This is a genomic window from Enterococcus sp. E4-223, from assembly GCF_035727065.1.
Lineage (GTDB): Bacteria > Bacillota > Bacilli > Lactobacillales > Enterococcaceae > Enterococcus_B > Enterococcus_B faecium.
On the sequence record NZ_JAPMLH010000009.1, the window covers coordinates 116,923 to 142,266 of the forward strand.

Below are 25,344 nucleotides of genomic sequence, written 5' to 3' on the forward strand. Positions count from 1 at the left end.
AAAAGGAGAGAGCGATGGAGATAAAAAAAGTTTACTTTTCACAGAAAATGTCGCTGTATTCGCCTATCAAGCAAGCAAAACAACCCCTTCCATTTTTTCAAAGTCATCAAGAAAGTAGAGACGCTTTTTGGCGTTCTGCAAAAAAGCAATGTGCTTTTAAAGCAGTATCGAAAAAATATACCGTCTATTTTACTATTGCTAAAAGTAGAGGAGATGTTATTTTTAATAATCTGTTGATTGAAGGTGAAACTTTTGAATGGAAAAAATTTTTTCGGTATATGGAAGCTTGCGCTCGTTTTTTTATTAAAGAAAACTGTTGTTTTTTATTTCAATCTCCTCTATCAGAAGAATGGTTGCGTATTTTTCATAAAAACGGCTATCAAGGAACCACACAATTAAATAAAAAGCTGGTCTATCATACAGCACTTGTTTTAGGTGGAGGAGGAGCGCACGGTGCTTATCAGATTGGTGTGTGGCAGGCGCTGAAGGAACATGATATCAACTTTGAGATTATCACAGGTACCTCGGTAGGTGCGTTGAACGGCGCATTGATTTTACAAGGAGATATGAAAAAAGCTGTGAATTTATGGAAAAAGCTGTCGACAAGACAAGTGCTTGCGTTACCAGAAATGGCTGCGGTTGAAGACCTTCGTGAACGCTTCTATCGAGAAAGACGCCAAATGACGAAAACAGCACTAATTGAAGGCGGGGTTTCTTCTGCTCCATTGGAAAAGATGGTCAAAGACAATTTGGATTTGTCCTTACTCAAACATAATCCCAAAATACGTTTATATACGGTGTCTACTAAACTGCCAGAACTAGCGGAAGTAGTGACTGATATCCAACAGACAAAAACAGAAGAAATACCAGATTGGATACTCGCCTCTGCTTCATTTTATCCCGCTATGGCTTATCGAAAGATCGGAAAAAATAAATATGCAGACGGTGGGTATCGCAACAAAATACCTATTGATATTGCGATTAACAAAGGAGCAACAGAGGCATTTGTCGTAGATGTGCAAGGGCCAGGCCCAGCGAAAAAAATTCGTATGCCAGACATTTTTATCCATTGGAAATGTCAAACATTATGGACACTAGGCAGCTTTCTGCTTTTTGATAGCCAAAGGAACCAATTAAATTTACAATTAGGCTATCTGGAAATGAAAAAACGATTAGGCTGTTACTATGGGAACTGGTATACATTTCATTCTGTTAAACCTGCAAGAACATACTGGCGAGGATTTTTGTCTTACTTAACAAAAGAAATTCAGTTAGAATTATCTTTTTTCAAAAGCATAAAATTTTGGCAAAAACTGCGTAATTTATATAAGAACAGGGTCGTACCAGAGACATGCGGATTGGCGATGCTAGAACTTTTAGCAAAAAAACATTTTTTACTGCCCAATGAAATCTATCAAGTAGACATGATGATTCAAATGATCTGCCAACAAGATATAAAAAGTATGCCGGATGATTTATTGGCACAAATTGGTCAATTAAGTACTGAAGAATGGCGAAGGTACCGAAAATACCAGCAAAAAATACAAAATGAGCGCACGAAAACTGTTTATTTTGATTTTCTGCTACAAGGAAAACGCAAGGATCGTTTGCAGCATGAATTGCTTAAGCAACCAGTTGACACATTACTGATCCTATATTTATATTATCTCAAGGAGGAACAACCATGGCACAAGAATTTTCATATGAAATCGTAGAAGAAATCGCTATATTGTCAGAAAACAACAAGGGGTGGCGTAAAGAACTGAACCTAGTCAGCTGGAATGGTCGCCCGCCAAAATTCGATCTTCGAGATTGGGCGCCAGACCATGAAAAAATGGGGAAAGGCCTGACATTGACGAACGAAGAGTTTGAACAACTGCAAAAAGCAATAGAAAATATGTAATGAGGAAGGACCCTGTCGAATGAAAAGTATGACTGGTTTTGGCAAAGCCATCCGCGAAACAAAAGCGTATCAGTTAGATATTGAAATAAAAAGTGTCAACCAGCGTTTTCTAGATGTTCAAATACGAAGTCCTAAAATCCTGAACTTTATTGAAAACGATTTTCGTCAGCTTATTAAACAGCAGTTAAGCCGCGGTCGAATCGAAGTATTTGTGAATCTAGCTTATATTGGCAAAAACGAAAAACAGATCGTCATCAACTGGGAATTGATTGATTCACTTATCACTCAATTGACAGACGGAATTCAACAACGATACGGTAGTCAAAATCAAGTGTCAATTAGTCGGATGGCGGAACGCTTCGCGCTGGACGAAAACTTCGTAACGGTAGAAGAAAAACCGGAAGAGAGCATGGAAGAATTGGCACAGTTAGCTCTAGATACATTGAAAAGCGCACTTGACTCTATTGAGGTGAGTCGAGAAAAAGAAGGTCAAGCTTTAGCTTTAGTGTTGAAAAAGAATACTGAAGAATTCAAAGAAGTACTAAAAAAACTCGATAGTTTTGTAGAAATCTATGAAAAGGAATTTCAAATAAGGTATCAAAAAAAGCTGGAGGAATTTCTTGGAGCGAAAGTCGATGAGCAACGGTTGTTGACGGAGCTAGCCATCTTGTTGGAACGCGGAGATATTCACGAGGAACTGGATCGTCTGGCGATCCATGTACAAAAACTAGATGAACTTATCGAAGCACAATGTCCTGTAGGTCGGGAATTAGATTTCCTGATCCAAGAAATGAATCGGGAAATCAATACGATCGGTTCCAAATCAAATGCAATCGAAATTAAAAATCAAGTCGTCCAGTCTAAGACGATCTTAGAAAAAATCAGAGAACAAGTACAAAATATTGAATGACGAAAGAGGTAGAGATAATGAAATACTATGACGTAACGTTCCACGAATTAAGTGGAAAAACTGTGGTTAAACGGGATATCCCTTCTGAAAAAAACGGCTTTGACGTATGGAAAGATGCCTGTGCAGACTATAATGAGAACGAACTGTTTATTTTGATCAACGACGGTGCTTACGTGACGATGAATCGGAAATTTATTGTTCGAATCGACACAGAAGAGGTAGAAGATCCGACAGAAAAAGCACGTTCTCGAAAAGATGAGATCATGGGTGTAGTGAATACTTTGTCCAATATGGGCTTTTAGCAAGGATGCTGAACAAAGAAATACAATAAATAATCAGAATTGGATTTCTTCGCTTAGCTTCTTTGCTCTAGGAATACATTTAAAGGTTGTGACAAAATTCGTGACACAATCTTTTTTTATTTTGAATAAGTGATGTTCAAAAACCATTTTCTCGGTATTAAGCCAAATTTATGCAAAAATGTGAGAAACTATTTTCACAAAATTTTTCTTCATACTCGAAACTAATCGGCTTCTTCACGACCTCTTATACACGGCGTTCAAAAGCTTGCATCTGCGGTAATAAGCCCAACCAAACGAAAAACATGAGAAGCTGTTTATGTTTGGCTGTTCTTATTACTTGATGCAGGACAGCTGTTTTACGACCTCTTGGTACAGGGTAGCTTTTTTACCAATTTCTAGCTATAATTAAAGATAACCTTGAAAGTTGCAGAAAAAAAGTGCAAAATAAACGATAAGTACAAAAAGACTAGTTGAAAGGACGTCGTCATGTCAGAGCGTGGATTATTAATCGTGTTGTCTGGTCCATCCGGTGTAGGAAAAGGCACAGTACGAAAAGCAATTTTTGAGAGTGAGGATAATGATTTTCAGTATTCGATCTCAATGACTACCCGTAAAATGCGTGAAGGGGAGGTCGAAGGCGTTGATTATTTCTTCCGAAGCAAAGAAGAGTTTGAATCAATGATCGAAGCTGGAGAGATGCTGGAATACGCAGAATATGTCGGGAATTATTATGGAACTCCTTTGTCATATGTCAACAAGACATTGGATGAAGGAAAAGATGTTTTCTTGGAGATTGAAGTCCAAGGAGCAAAACAAGTCAAAGAAAAAGTGCCCGATGGTGTATTCATCTTTTTGACTCCGCCAGATTTAGCGGAATTAAAATCACGGATCGTAGGCCGAGGAACAGATGCAGATGAAGTAATCGAAGAACGAATGAAAGTTGCAAAAGAAGAAATCGAAATGATGGCTCTTTACGACTATGCTGTTGTAAATGATGAAGTGCCGCTAGCAGTTGAACGAATCAAAAACATTATTGCCAGTGAACATTTTCGAGTAGATCGCGTAATCGGTAAATATATTAAAATGTTAAAGGAGATGTAGTCTTATGATGTTAAAACCTTCAATTGACTCACTATTAGATCGTGTAAATTCAAAATATTCTCTAGTGATTTTAGCAAGTAAACGCGCGCATGAATTGGATGCAAGTGCACAGCCTACTCTAGATTCTTTTGATTCAGTAAAAAGCGTCGGTCAAGCTTTAGAAGAAATCGATGCAGGAAATGTAGTCAATGATCCACATCCTGAATTAAAACGTGAACGTTTGAAGATGGAAGAAGAGGAACGTCAAGCACAAAAAGAGCGTGAACAACACGAATTGGAATCACGTATCCGTGAAGAGCAAAAAATGTAATAAAGAAAAATAGAGCGAACATCTAAAAAGAAAAGCAAACCCAGCTGTTTCCTTTTCAAACATTCGCCACTTATTGTCTGGTAGAAAAGGCTGTGTCTGAACTTTTTGACACAGTTCTTTTTTTTCTTATCTGCTGTTAATTTTTTGTTAGGATTTGGCAGAAAATAAGACAAATCCATCGATCTCTAGTAAAATAGGCAAGGAACTTTTTGTCGCTTGATAAGAAAAGACAAAAAAAGGAGGAAACGAACCATGACATTAACAGCTGAAGTCATTGTGGACGTACCTACTATGCAGACCGATCAGCCATTCACTTATTTGGTTCCCTCTGAAATGGAAACAGCTTTGCAAGTCGGGATGCGAGTAGAAGTCCCTTTTGGTAATGGCAATCGTCATGTCCAAGGATTTGTTATGGCTATCCAAAAATCAGAAGAATCAGCTAATCCATCTTTGAAGGCAGTTATTCGTTTGCTAGACCTTGCTCCGGTGGTCAATGAAGAATTGCTTTCATTAGCTGATTATATGAAAAAAATTACTTACGCATTCAAAATCACTTGTCTACAAACGATGCTTCCGAGTGTGATGAAAGCAGAATATGATAAATTGATCTATCCTTTGGCAGACACACCAGAAGTTCAGGTATTGTTTGATCAGCGAGAAGTGATTTCCTGGAAGGAAGCAGAAGAAGAAGGCAGCCTTTCTCAATTGATTCGCTGGCGCCAAGAGCAATTAGTAGATATCAAATATGAAGTCCATACACGAAATAAAGTAAAAACGATTCGTTTGGTCCGTTCTTTGTTAACTGAAAAGCAAATCGAAGAAGAATGGGCAAAATTACGGCAAAATGCCAAGAAACAAAAAGAACTTCTTTTGTGTTTATCTGAACTGAGCCAAGAAGAACCAATTGCTTATTTCAAAAATAAAGGAATCAGTACTGCTGTCTTGAATCAAGGAAAAGAAAAGGGCTGGCTGGAGTTTATAGAATCAGAACGTTATCGCGACCCTTATAAAGACCGAGTATTTGACCAAACGACGGCATTGGAACTGAATGCAGAACAAAAAAATGCTGTCGAACAAATCATCACAGCAGGTCAGCAGCAAAAAGATCAGGTCTTTTTGCTGGAGGGAATCACTGGCAGCGGGAAAACAGAAGTATATCTTCAGGCAATCGCTGATGTTTTGTCAGAAAATAAAACGGCGATCATGTTAGTGCCTGAAATCGCATTGACTCCGCAAATGGTCGAGCGATTCAAAGGACGCTTCGGAGAATCAGTTGCGGTCTTACATAGCGGACTTTCCCAAGGTGAAAAATATGATGAATGGCGCAAGATTGAGCGGGAAGAAGCGCAAGTAGTAGTAGGCGCACGATCTGCTATTTTTGCCCCGCTGAAAAATATCGGGCTGATCATTGTCGATGAAGAACATGAATCAAGTTACAAACAAGATGAGACACCGCGTTATCATGCGAGAGATCTAGCAATTTGGCGCAGTAAATATCATCATTGCCCAATAGTTCTAGGAAGCGCGACGCCCTCTTTAGAATCAAGAGCACGAGCTCAAAAAGGCGTTTATCAGTTATTGCAGTTGAACCACCGAGCCAAAGCAGCTGCACAGCTTCCAGCTATTGAGATCGTAGATATGCGTGAAGAGTTTCAGAATCATCGGACCTCTACTTTTTCTGCTAATTTGCAGGAAAAAATACAAAATCGATTAGACAAAAAAGAACAAACTGTCCTACTGCTCAATCGTCGAGGATATTCGTCTTTTGTGATGTGTAGGGACTGTGGATTTGTTCTTCCATGTCCTAATTGCGATATCTCTCTTACACTGCATATGGATACACGTTCAATGCACTGCCATTATTGCGGACATGAAGAACCTATTCCCAATCGCTGTCCTAATTGTGGCGGCAATAAAATCCGCTACTATGGAACAGGTACTCAAAAAGTAGAAGAGGAACTCCGAGAACTTTATCCGCAAGCTAGGATTTTGCGTATGGATGTAGATACCACTCGAAGAAAAGGGGCACACGAACAGATTTTACAAAAATTCGGTGCAAAAGAAGCAGATATATTATTAGGGACACAAATGATTGCTAAAGGTTTGGACTTTCCAGAAGTGACATTAGTTGGGGTGTTGAATGCTGATACCTCCCTGAATTTACCGGATTTTCGTTCTAGTGAGCATACATTCCAATTGCTTACCCAAGTTTCAGGACGAGCAGGGCGAGCGGAAAAAGCAGGCGAAGTCGTGATCCAAACATTCAATCCTCAACATTACGCCATAGAATTGGCTAAAAAACAAAATTATGAGCAGTTTTATCAGCAGGAAATGCATGTACGGCATCGTGGAGGCTATCCTCCTTATTACTTTACTGTGAAAATAACCGCCAGCCATCCTGAAGAACAAGTAGCGGCAAAGAAAATCTTTCAGATTGCCAATCAGCTAAAAGAAGTGTTAAGCCCTCAAAGCTTGCTATTAGGGCCAACGCCCAGCATGATTTTGAGAGTGAAAAACCGATATTATTATCAACTAATCATCAAATATAAACATGAACCGAATCTTCCTCATGTTTTGGATGAAATTTTGAATGGAAGCCAGAAAGAACAGCGACAAGGTCTTTTTGTGGCAATTGACAACGAACCATTAAACTTTATTTAAGAAAGGGCCAAATTATGCGCTATCCTATATTGATCCACCCTAATGATAAATTAAAAAGAACTGCTCAGCCAATCGATGTAATCACGGACGAGACAATCGCTTTATTAGACAATTTATATGAGACAATGATTGCGAATGACGGAATAGGGATCGCTGCTCCTCAAGTAGGACAAAACAAGAGAATTGCTGTGATCGAAGTAGATGAAGGCGAGAAATTTGAACTGATTAACCCAGAAATCATCGAAGCAAAAGGTGAAAGCCTTGACGTAGAAGGTTGTCTCAGTATTCCGCATGTCTATGGAACGGTCAAGCGAGCAGATGAAGTGACCGTGCGTTATTATGATCGAGATGGAGAAGAGATAGAAGTGACGGCTTTTGGCTATTTAGCCCGTGCCTTCCAGCATGAAATCGATCACTTAGACGGTATCTTGTTCATTGAGAAAATGATACAGCAGATCCCGGAAGAAGAACTTGAAGAATATATGGAGGAACATCTTGATGACTAAGCTAGTATTTATGGGCACACCTGCTTTTTCTGTGCCGATTCTTGAAGGGCTGATAGAATCAGGTTACGAGATCCAGGCAGTGGTAACACAGCCCGACCGTCCAGTTGGGCGGAAACGAGTAATTACGCCGACACCGGTAAAAGAAGCGGCTCTGAAGCACGGTATCCGTGTGCTGCAGCCAGAGAAAATCTCCGGTTCGCCAGAAATGGAAGAAATCATTGAATTGGCGCCTGATGTGATCGTCACTGCGGCATTTGGCCAATTCTTGCCTGAAAAGTTATTGCAAGTACCAAAATTAGGGGCAATCAATGTCCATGCTTCTTTACTTCCTAAATATCGGGGAGGTGCGCCTGTTCATTATGCCATCATGAATGGGGAGAAAGAAACTGGTGTAACGATCATGGAAATGATCAAAAAAATGGATGCAGGCGGAATCTATGCGCAAGAAAGCATACCAATCACTAAACAAGATGATGTAGGGACGATGTTTGAAAAGCTTAGCCTTTTAGGAAGAAAGCTATTGCTAGAAACATTGCCCAATATTTTGGATGGACAAAAACCAGTACCTCAAGACGAGTCAGAAGCAACTTTTTCGCCAAACATCACACGGGAACAAGAAGCAATCGATTGGCATAAAACTGCAGAAGAAATTGACAACCAAGTACGCGGAATGCGTCCTTGGCCAATTGCATTCACGACCTATGAGGGCATACGCTGGAAATTATTATCGGTTGAAGTATTGGCAGAAACTACAGACAAAGCACCTGGTACGATCATCCGGAAAGACAAAAAAAATCTATGGATTGCTTGCGGTAAACAGACCGTCTTAGCCATCAATGAATTACAGCCAGCTGGTAAAGGAAAACAGGCCGTACATGATTTCCTTAACGGAAGCGGTCAGCAAGTTCAGATTGGTCAGCAGGTGAAATAATGAAAAAAATCCCTAAAAAAATGAAAAAATCAGTACGATATATGGCATTACTGACATTAGAGCGAGTGAACAAGGGTGGCGCCTACTCGAATCTTTTGTTGAATGAGATGATCAAACAAAGCGAGCTAAATCAAAAAGATGTGGGTTTATTTACAGAATTGATCTACGGTACGATTAGCCATCAGCGACTATTGGAATTTTACGTTGCACCATTGATCGCTAAAGCAAAAAAAGTGGATGACTGGGTCAAGACGCTTCTTTATCTTTCTGTATACCAATTAGAATTTTTAGATAAAGTCCCTGCACATGCTATTTTAAACGAGGCGGTCGAAATCGCAAAAGTAAAAGGAAATCCTGGGACAGGGAAATTTGTAAATGGTGTCTTGAGGAATTATCAGCGTCAAGGAGCACCAGATCTGCAAGGCATTGCTGATACTATCGAAAGACTTTCTGTCAAAATCAGCCTGCCTCTATGGATGACGAAACGACTGGTGGATCAAATCGGATACGAAGAAACTGAAAAGCTCGGTTTATCGCTATATCAGCCTAGCCATGCTAGTGCCCGAGTAGATACACGCCGACTTTCCAGAGATCAGGCCATCACTGTTTTGCAAGAAGAAGAGATCACAGCTGAAAAAAGCCAAGTCAGTCCATACGGTATAGTAGCGAAAAAAGGGCATTTAGCTTCTAGCTCATTGTTCCACGATGGCGTCATGACGATCCAAGATGAAAGTTCGATGCTTGTAGCGCCGTCTATGCAAATCGAGCCTGAACATCATGTCTTAGATGCCTGTGCAGCACCCGGAGGTAAGACGACGCATATTGCTTCTTTTTTAGATCCGTCATGCGGTGGAGAAGTGGTCGCTTTAGATGTACACGAACACAAAGTCAAACTCATTGAAGATAATGCAGCACGTCTAGGTGTCTCTTCTACTGTCTACGCTCAAAAGATGGATGCTAGAGAAGTCAGTAAACAGTTCGAAGCAGAGCAGTTTGATCGGATTTTAGTAGACGCGCCTTGTTCAGGTCTTGGGCTGCTTCGGCGAAAACCAGATATTCGTTATAAAAAACAGCCGGATGAATTAGCGAATTTACCAAAAATCCAATTGGAAATTTTAGAAAGCTGCGCACCAGCTTTAAAGTCTTCCGGTATTCTGACTTATAGTACTTGTACGATCTTAAAAGAAGAAAACCAAGACGTTGTTTCTGCTTTCTTGGAAAGACACCCTGATTTTGAGAGGATTGATGTTTTGACCAATCCTATGCTACAATCATCAATCGAAGAGAAAATGTTGACTTTGTATCCGCATCAGTTTTACACAGATGGATTTTTCATTTGTTGTTTGCGCAAAAAGTAATGAGGTGAAAAAATGCAGATTGAATATCAATCAGATGTAGGAAGACGACGTAACACAAATCAAGACTATGCCAGTGTATTTACCAGCCGTTCAGGTCTCAAGCTTGCTGTATTAGCAGACGGGATGGGTGGTCATCGTGCCGGAGACATTGCCAGTCAGATGGCGGTAACGAATCTAGGCGAAGCTTGGGAAAAACAAAAAGCTGTTGACGATGAAAAAATCGCCCAATGGTTCATTCAATCGATTCAAGAAGAAAATATGCTGATTTATCAACGTGGACAAGAACAGCCGGAATATAACGGTATGGGAACAACAATCGTAGCGGCCGCTCTGTCAGATGACTGGTTCACGATTGCCAATGTTGGGGATAGCAGAGCTTATTTGATTCGTGAAGATAAAATCATGCAATTGACGGAGGATCATTCTTTAGTCAATGAACTAGTCAAATCAGGAGAAATCAGCGAAGAAATGGCAGTGAACCATCCAAGGAAAAATATTTTAACACGTTCTGTCGGCATGCCTGGAACAGTCGAAGTAGATGTTTCTACTCATCTTTGGCAACTAAAAGATCGACTCCTGTTATGTTCAGATGGCTTGACGAACATGCTGTCTGAAGAAGAAATAGGAACGATCATCAATCAAGAAGGCCCATTGTCTCATAAAGTAACTGAGCTGATTGATCGTGCCAATGAAGCAGGCGGAGCGGATAATATCACCGTTCTTCTTATCGAATATAAGGAGGACAGTGTATGATCGAGTTGGGAAAAAAATTAAATGGCCGTTATCAAATCACTGGAAATATCGGTAGCGGTGGTATGGCAAATGTATTTTTGGCGCACGATTTAATCTTGGATCGTGATGTAGCAGTTAAAGTCTTACGATTTGACTTTCAAAATGACCAGACTGCGATTCGACGATTTCAGAGAGAAGCTTTAGCAGCAACAGAACTCGTTCATCCAAACATTGTTAGTGTTTACGATGTTGGTGAAGAAGACAACATGCAGTATCTGGTGATGGAATACGTCAAAGGAATGGACTTGAAACGATATATCCAAACACATTATCCTGTTCCTTATGAAACAGCAGTAAATATTATGCAGCAGATCCTTTCTGCTATTTCTTTAGCTCATAACCATCAAATCATCCACCGAGATTTGAAACCCCAAAACGTACTGATCGATAATGAAGGTGTTGTAAAAATCACGGATTTCGGGATTGCTATCGCTTTATCTGAAACATCGATCACGCAGACGAATACGATGCTAGGATCTGTTCATTATCTGTCCCCTGAGCAGGCCAGAGGAAGTATGGCAACGAAGCAGTCAGATATTTATGCTTTAGGGATCATCCTTTACGAGATGTTGACGGGTAGCGTACCGTTTGATGGTGAATCTGCTGTAACAATTGCTTTAAAACATTTTCAAGATGATCTTCCATCTATAAAAGCACTTGATCCAAATGTGCCACAAGCACTGGAAAACGTGATTTTACGGGCAACGGCTAAAGAACCTGCAGACCGTTATAAGTCAGCCGAGGAAATGTCTGATGATCTTTCTACAGTATTATCACCAGCTCGTGCAAACGAAGAAAAATGGCAGCCTCATGTGATGGATAATGAAACAAAAGTTATCACACCCCTTACGGAAGATGCACCAATGCCTGATTCATTCAAATCTATGCCTCTGCCAAAAGACAAGCCAGAAAACGAAACCTTACCAGAGGAGGAAGAAGTTCTGCCTGATCCTAAAAAGAAAGGACAGAAAAAATGGTGGCTGATCCTATTAGCTATTCTTGCTGTTTTAGGAATCGGAACAGCTGTATTCTTTGCTTCTGGAGGGCGAGGAGAAGTTGTTGTTCCTGATGTTTCTGATCTTTCTGAAGCTTCTGCTAGAGAAACACTCGCAAAAGCGAAATTAGAAGTAGCAACAAAAACAGAAGAAATTGCAGATGACAAAATCGAAGAAGGTAATGTAGTGAAGACAGACCCGGCAGCGGGAACGACAGTCAAGCAAAAACGCGAAGTCACTCTGTATATTAGTAGCGGCACGAAAAAAATCAAATTAGATGATTACAGTGGTAAAAGTTATGAAGATGCCGAAGCAAGTTTGAAAGAATTAGGGTTTTCTGCTGACTTGATTCAAAAAGAAGAGGAATTCAGTTCAGAGGTAGAAAGCGGAATGATCATTTCGCAATCTCCATCAGAAGATACAGAAGTCGATCCTAAAACAGACACGATTACTTTCACAGTCAGCAAAGGACCAGAAACAGTGACTTTGAGTAGTCATGTAGGAGAAAACTACGAAACTGTTCGTAATTGGCTTGTTACACAAGGATTCAATATCAATAATATTAGTGCTACTTATGACTATAGCGACACTGTACCATCAGGTTCGATCATCAGTCAGGATCCAGCCTCGGGTGAAGTTGTAGCAGAAGAAACTTACATCAATTTTGTCGTAAGCCAAGGAACAGAGCCTAAATTGAATGATATCTCCGGCTATACAAAAAGCGAAGCACAAAGTTATTTAGCTAGTGTCGGTGCAGAATATATCGGGCATGAGACTTCCGAATATTCAAACACGGTGGATAAAGATAAAGTGATTCGTACAGTACCAGGGGCAGGAACGACAATTACCAAAGGAATGGTTGTGAACGTAATTTACTCTAAAGGACCAGATCCAGCGTCTTCTAGTTCTGAAAAAGACTCTTCAGACAGTTCTAGCAGCTCAAGTAGCTCCAGTAGCACAAGCAACTCTTCAAAAGAAGAATCTTCCAGCTCCACAAGTTCATCAGCTAGCACCTCAGAAAGTTCAAAATAAGTGCTGAATAAAATATATCAGAAGGGAATGCGACATTGATTTGTTGCATTCTCTTTTTTGTGTTTCTATCTCTTTTGATCAATTTTCAAGCCTTATACTTTGAGAAGTTTGCATGGAATAACACCTACTTTCCTCTTCGTATGGTAAAATAAACAAAAACGGAGGTGGCACTTATCAAAGGACAAATCAGAAAAGCAATCAGCGGTTTTTACTATGTATACGCAAACGGAGAGACCTATCAAACAAGAGGAAGAGGAAATTTCCGGAATCGGAAAATCACGCCGCTTGTCGGAGATCAGGTGATCTTTGAGAGTGAAAATCAAACAGACGGCTATCTTCTGGAAATCTTGCCGAGAAAAAATCAATTAGTTCGCCCACCAGTCACAAATGTTGATCTTGGAATCATTGTCACAAGTATCGTAGAGCCTGCATTTTCTTATAATCTACTTGACCGCTTTCTAGTTACCTTGGAATACGAGTCGATCGAACCGATTATTTTTTTGACAAAGACCGACTTGTCAGACGACCCAGAAAAAATCGAAGAGATCAAGCAAACCTATACTAAAATAGGCTATCCGGTGATTGTACCCAATCATACGGGTGATACGACAGAACTGATCCGTTACTTCCCAGAACGGCTATCGGTCTTTATGGGTCAGTCTGGAGCAGGAAAATCGACGCTACTGAATCAAATATCGCCGGAACTGAATTTAGCAACAGGAGAGATTTCTGATGCACTTGGAAGAGGACGGCATACAACACGTCATGTGGAACTGATTCCTATCTATGGTGGGTTAGTAGCAGATACACCAGGATTTAGCTCGATTGACTTTTTGACAATTGAAGCAGGAGAACTGCCGAGACAATTTCCTGAATTTGTAGAAGCTTCTGTCCATTGCAAATTTAGAGAGTGCATGCATGCTAAAGAACCTGGCTGCGAAGTAAAACATAGAGTAGAAACAGGTGGTATCGCACAGACACGTTACGACAATTATTTGCAATTCTTACAAGAAATCGAAAAAAGAAAACCAATGTATGCAAAAAAAGAAGGTAAACGAAAATAGGAGGAAACAAGAATGAAGATAGCACCATCCATTTTGAGTGCAGATTTTGCCAATTTACAAAGAGACATTGAGTTAGTGGAAAAAGGAGGCGCAGATTACATCCACGTAGATGTAATGGATGGCCAATTTGTCCCAAATATCACATTAGGGCCAAATATTGTTCAGGCAATCCGTCCTGTTACTAAATTACCGTTAGACGTCCATCTGATGATCGTTGATCCAGAAAACTACATTCCAGCATTTGCAAAAGCTGGAGCAGATATCATTACTGTCCACGTCGAAGCAACTCCTCATATTCATCGGGCACTTCAAATGACAAAAAGCTTAGGAGTTAAAGCTGGAGTAGTTATCAATCCAGGAACACCAGTCTCCATGATCAAACATGTTTTGCCTTTGGCTGATCAAGTACTAGTCATGACTGTCAATCCTGGGTTCGGCGGACAAAGCTTTATTGAAGAAACAGTAGAAAAAATTACGGAACTCGCTGATCTACGTAGAGAGAACAATTGGACTTATGCAATCGAAGTAGATGGCGGAATCGTTCCAGAAACAGCAAAAATCTGTAAAGATGCAGGGGCGGATGTCTTCGTTGCAGGATCATATATCTATGGAGCCGAAAATCCAGTCGGACAAATCGAACGATTAAAAGAGGCATTAGACTAAATGAAAATTTTATTAGCTGCTGGAGGTAATCCGCAAAACTGGCCGCAGTCTCTGCTGTCCAAATACGATGCCTATGTCGGGATAGACCGTGGTGCGCTGTACCTGCTTCAAGCAGGCTACCCAGTAGATCTGGCAGTGGGTGATTTTGATTCATTGTCGAACGAAGAGCAGAAGGAAGTATTTGCAAAAGCCAAAGAGTATACCCGTTCCCCTGCAGAAAAAGACGATACAGATACACAGTTAGGTATCTTAAAAACATTTGAACGTTACCCGCAAGCGGAAGTCACTTTGATTGGAGCTACGGGCGGAAGATTGGATCATCTTTTAGCCAATCTCTGGTTAGGTATGGAACCTCGCTTCAAACCCTTTGCCCATCAGCTTATTATCAGAGATTGTCAAAATTATTTGTCTTATTATTTGCCTGGAGAGCATATAGTAAGACAGATACCAGATATGAAGTATTTAGCTTATTGCTGCTTGACTCCCGTCTCGAATCTTACATTAAAAGGCAGCAAGTATGTATTGGAAAATAAAGAAGTAGAATATCCGACATCTTATGCAAGTAACGAATTTCTTTCAGATACCGCAGAATTTTCTTTTTCAGATGGTATGATTGCAGTTATTCAAAGCAAAGATTGATCCATAAACAAATAAAAAAATTTGTCTTTCAGGCTAAAAATGACAGAATCTATTATTTGCTAAAAAAAAGCTTAAGAGGAGCAACTTACCTTTTGTTTCACGGCATTTAGTGATAAAATTGAACACAAGAGTCTAATTAATTCGAGGTGTCTTTGTGAAGAAGTTCAATCCTAATAAAAATATTATTATTACCTTGGTTATTGTTATCATCGTGGTGACGATACTAAGTGTGACCGCTGCGCAGCGAGCGAATGAAGGAAAGCCCAATTTCTTCCAATCCATCGTTAATGACAGTGTTGCAATGGTTGATAAAACAATCTCTGCCCCAGTACGGTGGGTACGAAATGGAGTAGATTCTGTCCATAATCTTTTTTCAACTTATGCCGAAAATGAGCGGCTAAAAGAAAAAATCGATAGCTATGATGACGTTTCACAGCAAAACAAGAATTACGAGAGAGAAATCGAAGCGTTGAAAAAAGAACTTGAGTTGAATCAGACGCTGACTAGTTACGAAAAAGTAACGGCAAATGTCATTACTCGTTCGCCTGACAGTTGGCAGGACATGCTGATCGTAGACAAGGGTTCTAAAGACGGTATCGAAGCAAATATGGCAGTCATGTCGCAAAAAGGATTGATTGGCCGAGTGATCGAGGTCAATACGGCTTCGTCTAAAATCGAATTACTGTCATCCTCTAATGAAAGCTCCAATCATTTTCCAGTACGGGTATCTTCGGCTAATGGCGAAGCGTTTGGTTTGCTTAAAAACTATGATGAAAAGCTCCATGCCTTAGTGGTGACCCAATTAACTGGTGATACGGATATCAAAGAAGGGGATGTTGTCCAGACATCCGGTCTTGGAGGGAATTCTCCAGCTAACTTGCCGATCGGTACGGTTATTAAAACGAAACCAGATAGTTATGGGCTGGATCGGGAAGTTTATGTGAAACCTTATGCAGAAATGTATGACGTGTCAGTTGTGACGATTGTCCAACGGCTAGCGGAGGATTAGTCCATGTTGAAGAAAGAAACAATGAAGTACTATCTGCCAATCGTTTTGTTCTTTTTGATGTTGATAGATGGTCATTTAACAAGAATGCTAGGGGAGTGGTCGAAAGGAACCTATATGTCAAATGCCCACTTTCTGATATTGGCATTATTATGTTGCAGTATGGCGTTTGAAAAACGTTATTTACTGATTACCACGATTGTTCTCGGGGCTATCTATGACGCTTACTATATTGGCGTTATCGGTATCTATGCAGTAGCTCTCCCTTTAATTGTATGGTTGATGTATGTAATGAAAGACGTTATCCATGTCAACATCTTTACTGAATTTTTCAGTATGATCATCTTTGTCACGGGTTATGAATTGTTTACGATGGTGGTCCAGTTGATTTTTAAATTAGCAGTAGTAAATAACACGTATTTTATTACAAGGTTTTTAGGACCTACACTGCTGTTGAACATGATTATATTTGTATTATTCATTTTTCCCTTTAAGAAATTATTCAGTGATGAATAATTTCTTTTTTTATTTTTAGGTCGAAAGCGAAAAAGAATCGTTGTTATCTTAAGAAATGCTAGACTTAACGCGGCTTTTTCATGATCATTTTCTGAAACGAACAGTTTTGTCATTTTTAAAAGTTGTTTTGAAACATTTTTGTAACATAACTATTATATCGTTGACACACTGCTATGGTACAATTTTTATATCGTTAAGAAAGACTTAAATATATTTAGATATTTATTAAATTAAGCCAGTCGGAGGAATGAAGAGTGAAAAAGAGTTTAATATCAGCAGTAATGGTATGTTCAATGACCTTGACTGCCGTAGCATCACCGATCGCTGCCGCGGCGGACGATTTTGATTCTCAGATACAACAGCAAGATCAAAAGATTGCAGACTTGAAAAATCAACAAGCAGATGCACAATCACAAATCGATGCCTTAGAAAGCCAAGTTTCTGAAATCAACACACAAGCACAAGACCTATTAGCAAAACAAGATACATTGCGTCAAGAATCTGCACAATTAGTAAAAGACATTGCAGATTTACAAGAACGTATTGAAAAACGTGAAGATACAATCCAAAAACAAGCACGCGAAGCACAAGTAAGCAACACAAGCTCAAACTACATCGATGCTGTATTGAATGCTGATTCATTAGCAGATGCTATTGGACGCGTTCAAGCAATGACAACGATGGTAAAAGCAAACAACGACTTGATGGAACAACAAAAACAAGATAAAAAAGCTGTAGAAGACAAAAAAGCTGAAAACGATGCTAAACTAAAAGAATTAGCTGAAAACCAAGCTGCTTTGGAATCTCAAAAAGGCGATCTTTTATCTAAACAAGCTGATTTGAACGTACTGAAAACTTCATTAGCTGCTGAACAAGCAACTGCTGAAGACAAGAAAGCTGACTTGAACCGTCAAAAAGCAGAAGCTGAAGCAGAGCAAGCTCGTATTCGTGAACAACAACGTCTAGCAGAACAAGCTCGTCAACAAGCTGCACAAGAAAAAGCTGAAAAAGAAGCACGCGAACAAGCAGAGGCTGAAGCACAAGCTACTCAAGCTTCATCTACTGCACAAAGCTCAGCAACAGAAGAATCATCAGCTACACAATCTTCAATGACTGAAGAATCATCATCAGCTACACAATCTTCAGCAACAGAAGAATCAACAACACCTGAATCTTCAACAGAAGAATCAACAGCGCCTGAATCTTCAGCAACAGAAGAATCAACAACAGCGCCTGAATCTTCAGCAACAGAAGAATCAACAACAGTGCCTGAATCTTCAACAACAGAAGAATCAACAACTGTACCTGAATCTTCAACAGAAGAATCAACAACACCTGCGCCTACAACACCATCAACAGATCAAAGTGTTGATACAGGAAACGGCACAGGAAGTAGTACTCCAACGCCAACACCAACACCTGAACAACCAAAACCTGTAACACCTGCTCCAGCTCCTTCTGGAAGTGTGAATGGTGCAGCAATCGTAGCAGAAGCTTACAAATATATTGGTACTCCATATGTTTGGGGCGGTAAAGATCCAAGTGGCTTTGACTGCTCAGGGTTCACACGCTATGTTTACATGCAAGTAACTGGTCGTGACATCGGTGGTTGGACAGTTCCTCAAGAATCAGCTGGAACAAAAATTTCAGTTTCTCAAGCAAAAGCTGGAGACTTGTTATTCTGGGGGTCACAAGGCGGAACTTACCACGTAGCGATTGCTTTAGGCGGAGGACAATATATCCATGCTCCTCAACCAGGCGAAAGCGTAAAAGTTGGTTCAGTTCAATGGTTTGCCCCTGACTTTGCTGTCAGCATGTAAGAATGATTAATCAAAAAGAGTTAGCCCATTCTGGACTAACTCTTTTTTTATTGTGATAAAATAGAAATCAGATAAATTCTTCTGTCAATTCCATGAACGTTTGGATATCTTCAGTCACCATGTCGATACCTGCTTGCCAAAAATCTGGTTGGGTAAGATCGACATTCAAATGTTTCTTCGCAAGATCTTCCGTCGTCATTGAGGCAGTATCGCGTAGTAAATGGATATATTCTTCTTCAAAATTTGCTCCCTTTTGGTTGGCGTAAGCATAGATGCCCAAACTAAAGAGGTAGCCAAATGTGTATGGGAAGTTATAAAACGGTACGTCATCAATAAAGAAATGCAATTTTGCAGCCCAGAAATATGGATGGTAAGTAGCTAACGCTCCTTGATAGCCTTCTTTTTGCGCCTCAACCATCATCTCTGTGATCTTATCTTCTGAGACTAATCCTTCTTGCCGTGCTTCATAGAATCGATTTTCAAAAATGAATCGGGAATGGATATTCATGAACATAGCTAAAGCATTTTGCAGTTTTGTATCTAGCAAATTGATTTTTTCTTCTTTTGTTTTTGCGACTTTTAATGTAGCATCGGCTACGATCAGTTCTGCGAATGTACTTGCTGTTTCTGCGACATTCATGGCATATTCGCGATTTAAAGAAGGTAAATCCCACATCGTGCTGCTATGGAAAGCATGTCCTAGTTCATGAGCAAGTGTCGCAACCTCATTAACAGAATTACTGTAGGTCATAAAGATCCTTGATTCTTTTGTTTCTGGTAACTCAGTACAATAACCACCAGGACGTTTCCCAGGACGATCTTCTGCTTCGATCCAGCTCTTTTCAAAAGCAGATTGGGCAAATTTAGCCATTTTTGGACTGAATTTGTTAAAGTTTTCGATAATAAATGCTGCTGCTTCGTCAAAACTAAAGGTTTTTTCTTTCAAATCGCCTAAAATAATAGGTGCATCTTGATCTTGCCATTCCATTTTTTCTTTACCGAAAAGATTAGCTTTTCTAGTCAAGTAATCAACAAGGGGTTGTTTGTTTTTCTGGATTGTATCCCACATGACAGACAATGTTTCTTTTTTCAACCGATTGTACTCTAATGGTTTTTGTAGAAAATCTGTGACACCATGAAGTTCATAGTCAGAAAGTCTAAAACCATCTAAATGATTCAAAGTATCCGTGAAGAGGGGTGCCTTTTCTTTCCAGGCTTCTTCCCATGCTGCGAAAAGTGTTTCTCTGACTTTTGGATCTGGATCGCCCATCATCTTATTGAAGGCTTGTCCAGCAGATAATTCGACTACTTGTCCATCTTGTTCGAAGGGAATCGAAATGCTGGCTACAATCGTATCATAATGACTGCTCCAAGCATCTAGACCATCTAAAGAAAGCGTATTTATAATGTTTTCTTCAGCTTCTGATAATAATTGTGAGCCATCACGACGAATCTCGTTTAAACGAAAAGCAATTGTTTCAAACGAAGATTGAGAAAGCATCTGATTCCAATCATTGTCAGATATTTCTGCAAATTTCTTTGACAATACAGTTTCGGCTGATTGCAGACGAGGCAGCATTGCGTAAAGCTTGCTCGATAAGACCTTTGCATCTGAATCATTGACATTGGCAGAAAGCAATGCAGTAATATAGCTGCTGCATTGGGTAAAGCCATTCGTAATCGTTTCTTGCAATTGAAGAATAGCGTTTAACTGCTCTGCATTGTCAGAACTAGGTGACCATTTTGTTACGCGGTGATAATACTCGTTCATTTGGTCTTCCAATTGCTTCATCCGTTGGTTCAAAGCATCAGAATGACTGCCTCCGGAAAAAATAGAATCTAGATTCCAATTTAATGAATAACTCATGAAAAAACTCCCTTCATATTGTAATACAAAATTAAGTATAGCACTTTTTTATGGAAGAAGTCTCTATGAAAATGATTGTTGTTTCTTCAAAAAAAGTCTAAGATAAAATACAGAGGTGACTTATGAATTCTTCAAAAAAACAAATGAAAAACGGAAATATTTATTTAGTAATCGCACTGATAGTCGTTATAATCTTATTTTACAGTTCTTCTCAAACTTACGGACAGCAATCACAAGTTTCGCGATTAGAAAGCTGGCTGCCTAATCAGCCATTTAAAGACACATTAGCGGGTATACGTTTTAATTATGGTGGAAGTATGGTGAGTATCGACCATCTTGGCTACGCCAAATTTTTAGAGTTCTTTTTAAGGAAGGGCGCACATTTCGGTACCTATTTTATTTTGGGAGGCAGCTTGTTTTTAGGTGTTTTCCCCAAACTAAAAATTTGGTGGCTGACAGCGATCCTTGCTTGGCTTTCAGCAACAGGGTACGCAGGTTTGGACGAATTCCATCAGATGATGACCGGTGGACGAACACCTATGTTCCAAGATGTCATGTTGGATTCGATCGGTGCTCTGACTGCTGTGATATTATGTGTGCTTTTTGCGGCATTCAAGAAGCGTTTATAGATTGGCTGTGGCTTTGTTTTTTTGTGAAATAGTACTAGAATAGAAGTGTATTCTCAAAAGAACAAGGGAGGAAAAATCATGTCAGGACATAGTAAATGGCATAATATCCAAGGAAGAAAAAATGCCCAAGATGCAAAACGAGGGAAAGTCTTTCAGAAACTTTCTCGTGAAATTTATATGGCAGCTAAAGCAGGCGGTCCTGATCCATCTATGAATCCAGCTTTGCGGCTTGTTGTGGACAAAGCAAAAGCTGCAAATATGCCTAACGACAATGTGGAACGGGCGATTAAAAAGGCTACGAGCGCCGTAGATGAAACGAATTACGATGAAATCACGTATGAAGGATATGGTCCGGGTGGAGTAGGAATCTTAGTCCATGCATTGACAGAGAACCGTAATCGGACAGCGACAAATGTCCGAGTAGCTTTTACACGAAACGGTGGATCACTGGGAGAAACGGGTTCAGTCAGTTACTTGTTTGACCGCAAAGGATATATCGCTATTGAACGCGATGGGTTGACTGTTGATGAAGAGACGATGTTTGAGGATGTATTAGAGGCGGGGGCAGAAGATCTGCAAACTTCTCCTGAAGTATTCGAGATTTATACTGCACCAGAAGATTTTGCTGCTGTACGAGATGAGTTGGAAAAAGAGTTCACTTTGGCGCAAGCAGAATTGACGATGATTCCACAAACGACGATTGATTTAAATGAGGAACAAAAAGAGCAATTGGAACGTCTAGTAGATAAGCTAGAAGACGATGATGATGTTTCAGAAGTCTTTACTGCTGCTGAAATGTAAGTAGCACATGGTTAGATAATAAAAAGAAAGCACCTGTACCAATCGTACGGGTGCTTTCTTTTTATATATTATTTTTGTTAGAAGACCAATACAGGCGTTCCTTTTTCGACCATCCCGAATAATTCCTTCATTACACTTGGTGGGGTGTTGATGCAGCCGTGTGAACCGCGGGTTTTCCATAAGTCTCCACCGTATTCAGGTTGCCAGTCTGAATCGTGGATACCAACACCTGTCCAGTCAATCGGCATCCAGTAGTTTACCGGACTCTCGTAAGGTGTTCCATCGTCATTTGTTCCTTTTAAAGTTGCATCTTCTTCTTTATTCCAAACATAGAAGACTCCAGCAGGTGTAGGTGTAGTTGGCTTTCCGGAAACGATATCTGTTTCAAGGGCCACTTTTCCGTCTTTGTAATACCACATATGCTGGTTCTCCAGATCAACTTCGATATACGTATCTTCGATCAATGGATGATCAGCGGTTGTGCCACCTTGCACAATGGGTGAACGAGTAAAATCTTGGCCTGCCAGAATCGCTTTTTTCAATGCTTCTGTCTCACTGTCTGTTTGGATCGTCCAACTGTAAGTGCCAACTGGGACCGTAACTTCTCCTCTTTTTGTACTTTTAAATTTTGTGTCATTCGTACTTGTGTTATACTTTGTGCCTAAATCTGTTACATATTGACGTACTTGTTCTGTATCTAAATCGACTTTTCCATCATTGTAGGTCAGCCAACTCATAATATCACTTGATGGGATCTGGAAAGTCTCACCGTTTATACTGTAAGTAGCTTTTACATTTGCGATAGCATTCATGGATGCGAGTTGTTCTTTAAGTGAGCTGTCTTCAGATGTTACTTTTGGTTTTTCTTTGAATTCAGTCAATTCAATTGTATCTTTACCAGAGTTTACCGCACTTTTTAATTGTTTGACCGCAGCATCGACGTCGATCGTATTTCCATTGACTTCAGGCTTGATAACGAAAGAGTCACCTGCTTTTTCGATCGTTGCATCAGTAGTAGGTGTCCGGTCTTTGTTCAAATCAGTCAGCTTAGTTGTCAATGTCTGAACGGTAGTGTCTAGTTTTTGGTGGTTTTGACTGACAGGATCTATTTCTTGTTTTTCTGCCGCTGAGACATAAGTCATTCCCCAAGTCCATCCGTTTTGTTCATTTAGGATCGGAGAAAGCTCCGAAGTGAAATCATCTTTGTAGCCGAGCTCGGATTTTGGTACTTCCTGCCAGACTTTTCCATCTTCTTTAATAGCCAGTTTTTTATCAGAATAAGCTTCTTTTAATTTTTCATTTGCTTTTTCGACTGTTAGATTGCTGACATTTATTCCATTTATTTCTGTATTCGGCAAAAAATGCTTTGTGTAGTATGTACTGCGATAGGTATAAAAGCTGATCAGCACTAAGAGAACACCAAGAGCTGAAAGCAAAGCAACATGTTTCGATTTTTTTCGATGCGAAGATCTTGTCATATCGACAACTCCTTAAGTAAAAGTTTAGGGTGGAACGGTCTCATGATAGCATAATTTAGAGGAAAAGACGAAGGTTATCTCTACTTTATGAAAAAATTTAGAAACCATAAGGGTGATAAAATAAAAAAACGGAAAACACCGAATAGATGTTTTCCGTCATGTTCAAAGATTATTCAGCGTCTAGTTTAGCAAAAGCTTCATCTAGAATTTCTTTTAATTGCTTAGCAGAAGCAGCCATACGGTCTTGCTCGCTGTCACTTAAAGGAATTTCGATTACTTTTTGGATACCTTGACGGTTGATAACAGCAGGTGCACCAATGTAGATGTCGTTCAATCCATATTCGCCATTCATGAATACTGATAAAGGAAGAACAGCATTTTCATCATCTAAGATGGCACGAGTGATACGTGCTAATGCTACTGCGATACCATAGAAAGTAGCGCCTTTTTTCTCGATAATTGTGTAAGCAGCGTCACGTACGCCAAAGAATAGGTTAACCATAGCTTCTTCATCGATTTCTGGGTTGTTTTTTACCCATTCATAGATTTGCAAGCCGGCAACATTTGCATGTGACCAAACTGGGAATTCTGAATCTCCGTGTTCACCTAAGATGTAAGCATGGACGTTACGTGCATCAACGTCAACTAATTCCGCAAGTGCTTGACGGAAACGAGCTGAGTCAAGAGAGGTACCTGAACCGATTACGCGTTCTTTAGGGAAACCTGAGAATTTCCAAGTTGAGTAAGTCAAAATATCTACTGGGTTAGCGGCAACTAAAAAGATACCGTTAAATCCTGATTCAACGATTTGTGTGACAACATCGCGGTTGATTTTTAGGTTTTTGTTTACTAAGTCTAAACGAGTTTCACCTGGTTTTTGTGGTGCGCCAGCTGTAATAACAACTAAGTCAGCATCATGTGCGTCTGCGTAAGTAGCAGAATAGATTTTTTTAGGTGAAGTAAATGCCAAAGCGTGAGACAAGTCAATTGCGTCTCCTTCAGTTTTAGCAGTATTGATATCCACGATACCTACTTCTTGAGCGATATTTTGAGTAACTAGAGCAAAGGCATAGCTAGAACCTACGGCGCCGTCTCCAACAAGAATAACTTTTTGATGATCTTTTTTTTCTGCAGCTGCAGTCATTTAGTATCAATCCTTCCATTGATTTGTTTTTTCCCATGCTTATGCTAACATTTCTCAAGCCCCATGTCACGCTATTTGGCTATAAAATATAACAGATAACAAGGTTGTATTATATGTAAAAGCTTACATGTGCGTTATTTCACTATTTTTATATATCAATTATTTCATTAAACTTTGAAGAAATTTTTAATTTCTTTATCATTTATTAACGATTCTCTTTTAGCCGAAACGCCTTGTTTTGTGTTATACTATGCATTGACAAGTATAAAAAAGAAAAAAGCTCGATGGACTGGACCGCTAATTAGCAGTCCAGCCTTTTGTGTTGCTTTTTAGAATTAGGTGGAAAACAAAAATGAAAATGATCGTCGGGTTAGGAAACCCAGGTACCAAATACCAATATACAAAACACAATATCGGCTTTATGGTCGTGGATAAAATTGCACGCGAGCATCAAGCTACTTTCAAAAAAAATCCGTTCGAAGCAGAAGTTGCCGAATTTTTTCATAATGGAGAAAAGATCCTTTTAGTCAAACCACAAACATTCATGAATGAATCTGGTCGTGCAGTCGGCCCACTAATGACTTATTTTGGGATTTATCCAGAGGAATTAGTCGTAATCTACGATGATTTGGATCTGGCAGTGGGAAAAATCCGGCTCCGTCAAAAGGGAAGTGCCGGCGGGCATAACGGTATCAAAAGTATTATTTCCCATTTGAATACGAATGTCTTTGATCGAATCAAGGTGGGAATCGGCAGGCCAGAAGGGAAAAAAACAGTAGTCCAGCATGTGCTTAGTCCTTTCAGCAAAGAAAATCAGCCTTTGATAGAAGAAAGCATGTGTCAATCTGTTAAAGCAGTCGAATATCTCATAGAAGGGCATTCGTTCGTGGATGCGATGAATCGATTCAATTGAGGA

24 protein-coding genes are annotated in these 25,344 nt (G+C 39.8%); 21 read left to right on the forward strand and 3 right to left on the reverse strand.

The window, feature by feature from the left end:
* Positions 1 to 14 precede the first annotated feature (14 nt).
* The 18 genes from OS139_RS12310 to OS139_RS12395 all read left to right on the forward strand — a co-directional run bounded on the left by OS139_RS12310 (position 15) and on the right by OS139_RS12395 (position 18,509).
* Positions 15 to 1,715, forward strand: coding sequence for a patatin-like phospholipase family protein (locus OS139_RS12310; RefSeq protein ID WP_002307711.1), 1,701 nt, complete (start codon positions 15 to 17; stop codon positions 1,713 to 1,715).
* Entirely contained in the window at positions 1,685 to 1,903 is a 219-nt protein-coding gene (locus OS139_RS12315; RefSeq protein WP_002287352.1) for a YdbC family protein, read from the forward strand. Before OS139_RS12310 ends, OS139_RS12315 begins: the two co-directional genes overlap by 31 nt.
* 19 nt (positions 1,904 to 1,922) lie before the next feature.
* Positions 1,923 to 2,813, forward strand: coding sequence for a YicC/YloC family endoribonuclease (locus OS139_RS12320; protein WP_002301205.1), 891 nt, complete (start codon positions 1,923 to 1,925; stop codon positions 2,811 to 2,813).
* 17 nt (positions 2,814 to 2,830) lie between these two features.
* Entirely contained in the window at positions 2,831 to 3,115 is a 285-nt protein-coding gene (locus OS139_RS12325; protein ID WP_002287356.1) for a hypothetical protein, read from the forward strand.
* Between the two features lie 486 nt (positions 3,116 to 3,601).
* Entirely contained in the window at positions 3,602 to 4,216 is a 615-nt protein-coding gene (gene gmk / locus OS139_RS12330) for a guanylate kinase (RefSeq protein ID WP_002287358.1), read from the forward strand.
* A gap of 4 nt (positions 4,217 to 4,220) precedes the next feature.
* Positions 4,221 to 4,526: a DNA-directed RNA polymerase subunit omega gene (gene rpoZ / locus OS139_RS12335; RefSeq protein WP_002287365.1), complete on the forward strand. Its 306-nt coding sequence runs from the start codon at positions 4,221 to 4,223 to the stop codon at positions 4,524 to 4,526.
* 252 nt (positions 4,527 to 4,778) lie between these two features.
* The gene (priA, locus tag OS139_RS12340; RefSeq protein ID WP_002332257.1) at positions 4,779 to 7,187 is read left to right on the forward strand and encodes a primosomal protein N'; all 2,409 of its coding nucleotides are present in this window, start codon (positions 4,779 to 4,781) and stop codon (positions 7,185 to 7,187) included.
* 14 nt (positions 7,188 to 7,201) lie between these two features.
* Positions 7,202 to 7,693 carry a peptide deformylase gene (def, locus tag OS139_RS12345; protein WP_002287369.1) on the forward strand — a complete coding sequence of 164 codons (492 nt, stop codon included), beginning with the start codon at positions 7,202 to 7,204 and terminating at the stop codon, positions 7,691 to 7,693.
* Positions 7,686 to 8,624, forward strand: coding sequence for a methionyl-tRNA formyltransferase (gene fmt / locus OS139_RS12350; protein WP_002301208.1), 939 nt, complete (start codon positions 7,686 to 7,688; stop codon positions 8,622 to 8,624). Before def ends, fmt begins: the two co-directional genes overlap by 8 nt.
* Entirely contained in the window at positions 8,624 to 9,982 is a 1,359-nt protein-coding gene (gene rsmB / locus OS139_RS12355; protein WP_002307709.1) for a 16S rRNA (cytosine(967)-C(5))-methyltransferase RsmB, read from the forward strand. The genes fmt and rsmB overlap by 1 nt, the downstream gene beginning before the upstream one ends.
* Before the next feature lie 12 nt (positions 9,983 to 9,994).
* Positions 9,995 to 10,735, forward strand: coding sequence for a Stp1/IreP family PP2C-type Ser/Thr phosphatase (locus OS139_RS12360; protein WP_325066962.1), 741 nt, complete (start codon positions 9,995 to 9,997; stop codon positions 10,733 to 10,735).
* Positions 10,732 to 12,801 (forward strand): Stk1 family PASTA domain-containing Ser/Thr kinase, encoded by a 2,070-nt coding sequence (gene pknB, locus OS139_RS12365; protein WP_002287377.1) that lies wholly within the window; start codon positions 10,732 to 10,734, stop codon positions 12,799 to 12,801. Before OS139_RS12360 ends, pknB begins: the two co-directional genes overlap by 4 nt.
* Before the next feature lie 164 nt (positions 12,802 to 12,965).
* Positions 12,966 to 13,865 carry a ribosome small subunit-dependent GTPase A gene (gene rsgA / locus OS139_RS12370; RefSeq protein WP_002287379.1) on the forward strand — a complete coding sequence of 300 codons (900 nt, stop codon included), beginning with the start codon at positions 12,966 to 12,968 and terminating at the stop codon, positions 13,863 to 13,865.
* 12 nt (positions 13,866 to 13,877) lie between these two features.
* Complete coding sequence (gene rpe / locus OS139_RS12375; RefSeq protein ID WP_002287380.1) at positions 13,878 to 14,528, forward strand: ribulose-phosphate 3-epimerase; 651 nt, start codon at positions 13,878 to 13,880, stop codon at positions 14,526 to 14,528.
* Positions 14,529 to 15,167: a thiamine diphosphokinase gene (locus tag OS139_RS12380; protein ID WP_002287382.1), complete on the forward strand. Its 639-nt coding sequence runs from the start codon at positions 14,529 to 14,531 to the stop codon at positions 15,165 to 15,167.
* Positions 15,168 to 15,321: 154 nt separating this feature from the next.
* Positions 15,322 to 16,176 (forward strand): rod shape-determining protein MreC, encoded by an 855-nt coding sequence (gene mreC, locus OS139_RS12385; protein WP_002296044.1) that lies wholly within the window; start codon positions 15,322 to 15,324, stop codon positions 16,174 to 16,176.
* Between the two features lie 3 nt (positions 16,177 to 16,179).
* Entirely contained in the window at positions 16,180 to 16,689 is a 510-nt protein-coding gene (mreD, locus tag OS139_RS12390) for a rod shape-determining protein MreD (protein WP_002287385.1), read from the forward strand.
* A 254-nt stretch (positions 16,690 to 16,943) separates the two neighbouring features.
* Complete coding sequence (locus OS139_RS12395) at positions 16,944 to 18,509, forward strand: C40 family peptidase (protein WP_002307706.1); 1,566 nt, start codon at positions 16,944 to 16,946, stop codon at positions 18,507 to 18,509.
* 67 nt (positions 18,510 to 18,576) lie between these two features.
* Here the strand turns inward: OS139_RS12395 and OS139_RS12400 are convergent, their stop codons facing one another.
* On the reverse strand, positions 18,577 to 20,376 hold the full coding sequence (locus OS139_RS12400; RefSeq protein ID WP_002332260.1) for a M3 family oligoendopeptidase: 1,800 nt from the start codon (positions 20,374 to 20,376) through the stop codon (positions 18,577 to 18,579).
* A gap of 122 nt (positions 20,377 to 20,498) precedes the next feature.
* Here OS139_RS12400 and OS139_RS12405 point away from each other — a divergent pair, with 122 nt between their 5' ends.
* Both OS139_RS12405 and OS139_RS12410 read left to right on the forward strand, forming a co-directional pair.
* Positions 20,499 to 21,005: a VanZ family protein gene (locus OS139_RS12405; RefSeq protein ID WP_002287389.1), complete on the forward strand. Its 507-nt coding sequence runs from the start codon at positions 20,499 to 20,501 to the stop codon at positions 21,003 to 21,005.
* 78 nt (positions 21,006 to 21,083) lie between these two features.
* Positions 21,084 to 21,806 (forward strand): YebC/PmpR family DNA-binding transcriptional regulator, encoded by a 723-nt coding sequence (locus OS139_RS12410; RefSeq protein WP_002332261.1) that lies wholly within the window; start codon positions 21,084 to 21,086, stop codon positions 21,804 to 21,806.
* Positions 21,807 to 21,883: 77 nt separating this feature from the next.
* Here the strand turns inward: OS139_RS12410 and OS139_RS12415 are convergent, their stop codons facing one another.
* The gene (locus OS139_RS12415; RefSeq protein WP_002298179.1) at positions 21,884 to 23,284 is read right to left on the reverse strand and encodes a L,D-transpeptidase family protein; all 1,401 of its coding nucleotides are present in this window, start codon (positions 23,282 to 23,284) and stop codon (positions 21,884 to 21,886) included.
* Positions 23,285 to 23,453: 169 nt separating this feature from the next.
* Positions 23,454 to 24,428, reverse strand: a complete 975-nt coding sequence (locus OS139_RS12420; RefSeq protein WP_002287399.1) for an L-lactate dehydrogenase — start codon at positions 24,426 to 24,428, stop codon at positions 23,454 to 23,456.
* A gap of 352 nt (positions 24,429 to 24,780) precedes the next feature.
* Here OS139_RS12420 and pth point away from each other — a divergent pair, with 352 nt between their 5' ends.
* Entirely contained in the window at positions 24,781 to 25,341 is a 561-nt protein-coding gene (pth, locus tag OS139_RS12425) for an aminoacyl-tRNA hydrolase (RefSeq protein WP_002287401.1), read from the forward strand.
* The last annotated feature ends 3 nt before the right edge of the window (positions 25,342 to 25,344 follow it).

Bases quoted from the DNA above. Each gene is read 5' to 3' on its own strand.
- pth (WP_002287401.1), top strand. From the start codon at position 24,781: ATGAAAATGATCGTCGGGTTAGGAAACCCAGGTACCAAATACCAATAT.
- rpe (WP_002287380.1), top strand. From the start codon at position 13,878: ATGAAGATAGCACCATCCATTTTGAGTGCAGATTTTGCCAATTTACAA.
- mreD (WP_002287385.1), top strand. From the start codon at position 16,180: ATGTTGAAGAAAGAAACAATGAAGTACTATCTGCCAATCGTTTTGTTC.
- pknB (WP_002287377.1), top strand. From the start codon at position 10,732: ATGATCGAGTTGGGAAAAAAATTAAATGGCCGTTATCAAATCACTGGA.
- OS139_RS12420 (WP_002287399.1), bottom strand. From the start codon at position 24,428: ATGACTGCAGCTGCAGAAAAAAAAGATCATCAAAAAGTTATTCTTGTT.
- rsmB (WP_002307709.1), top strand. From the start codon at position 8,624: ATGAAAAAAATCCCTAAAAAAATGAAAAAATCAGTACGATATATGGCA.
- priA (WP_002332257.1), top strand. From the start codon at position 4,779: ATGACATTAACAGCTGAAGTCATTGTGGACGTACCTACTATGCAGACC.
- gmk (WP_002287358.1), top strand. From the start codon at position 3,602: ATGTCAGAGCGTGGATTATTAATCGTGTTGTCTGGTCCATCCGGTGTA.
- rpoZ (WP_002287365.1), top strand. From the start codon at position 4,221: ATGATGTTAAAACCTTCAATTGACTCACTATTAGATCGTGTAAATTCA.
- def (WP_002287369.1), top strand. From the start codon at position 7,202: ATGCGCTATCCTATATTGATCCACCCTAATGATAAATTAAAAAGAACT.
- OS139_RS12360 (WP_325066962.1), top strand. From the start codon at position 9,995: ATGCAGATTGAATATCAATCAGATGTAGGAAGACGACGTAACACAAAT.
- OS139_RS12400 (WP_002332260.1), bottom strand. From the start codon at position 20,376: ATGAGTTATTCATTAAATTGGAATCTAGATTCTATTTTTTCCGGAGGC.
- OS139_RS12310 (WP_002307711.1), top strand. From the start codon at position 15: ATGGAGATAAAAAAAGTTTACTTTTCACAGAAAATGTCGCTGTATTCG.
- OS139_RS12405 (WP_002287389.1), top strand. From the start codon at position 20,499: ATGAATTCTTCAAAAAAACAAATGAAAAACGGAAATATTTATTTAGTA.
- fmt (WP_002301208.1), top strand. From the start codon at position 7,686: ATGACTAAGCTAGTATTTATGGGCACACCTGCTTTTTCTGTGCCGATT.
- OS139_RS12410 (WP_002332261.1), top strand. From the start codon at position 21,084: ATGTCAGGACATAGTAAATGGCATAATATCCAAGGAAGAAAAAATGCC.
- OS139_RS12315 (WP_002287352.1), top strand. From the start codon at position 1,685: ATGGCACAAGAATTTTCATATGAAATCGTAGAAGAAATCGCTATATTG.
- OS139_RS12320 (WP_002301205.1), top strand. From the start codon at position 1,923: ATGAAAAGTATGACTGGTTTTGGCAAAGCCATCCGCGAAACAAAAGCG.
- OS139_RS12325 (WP_002287356.1), top strand. From the start codon at position 2,831: ATGAAATACTATGACGTAACGTTCCACGAATTAAGTGGAAAAACTGTG.
- OS139_RS12380 (WP_002287382.1), top strand. From the start codon at position 14,529: ATGAAAATTTTATTAGCTGCTGGAGGTAATCCGCAAAACTGGCCGCAG.
- OS139_RS12415 (WP_002298179.1), bottom strand. From the start codon at position 23,284: ATGACAAGATCTTCGCATCGAAAAAAATCGAAACATGTTGCTTTGCTT.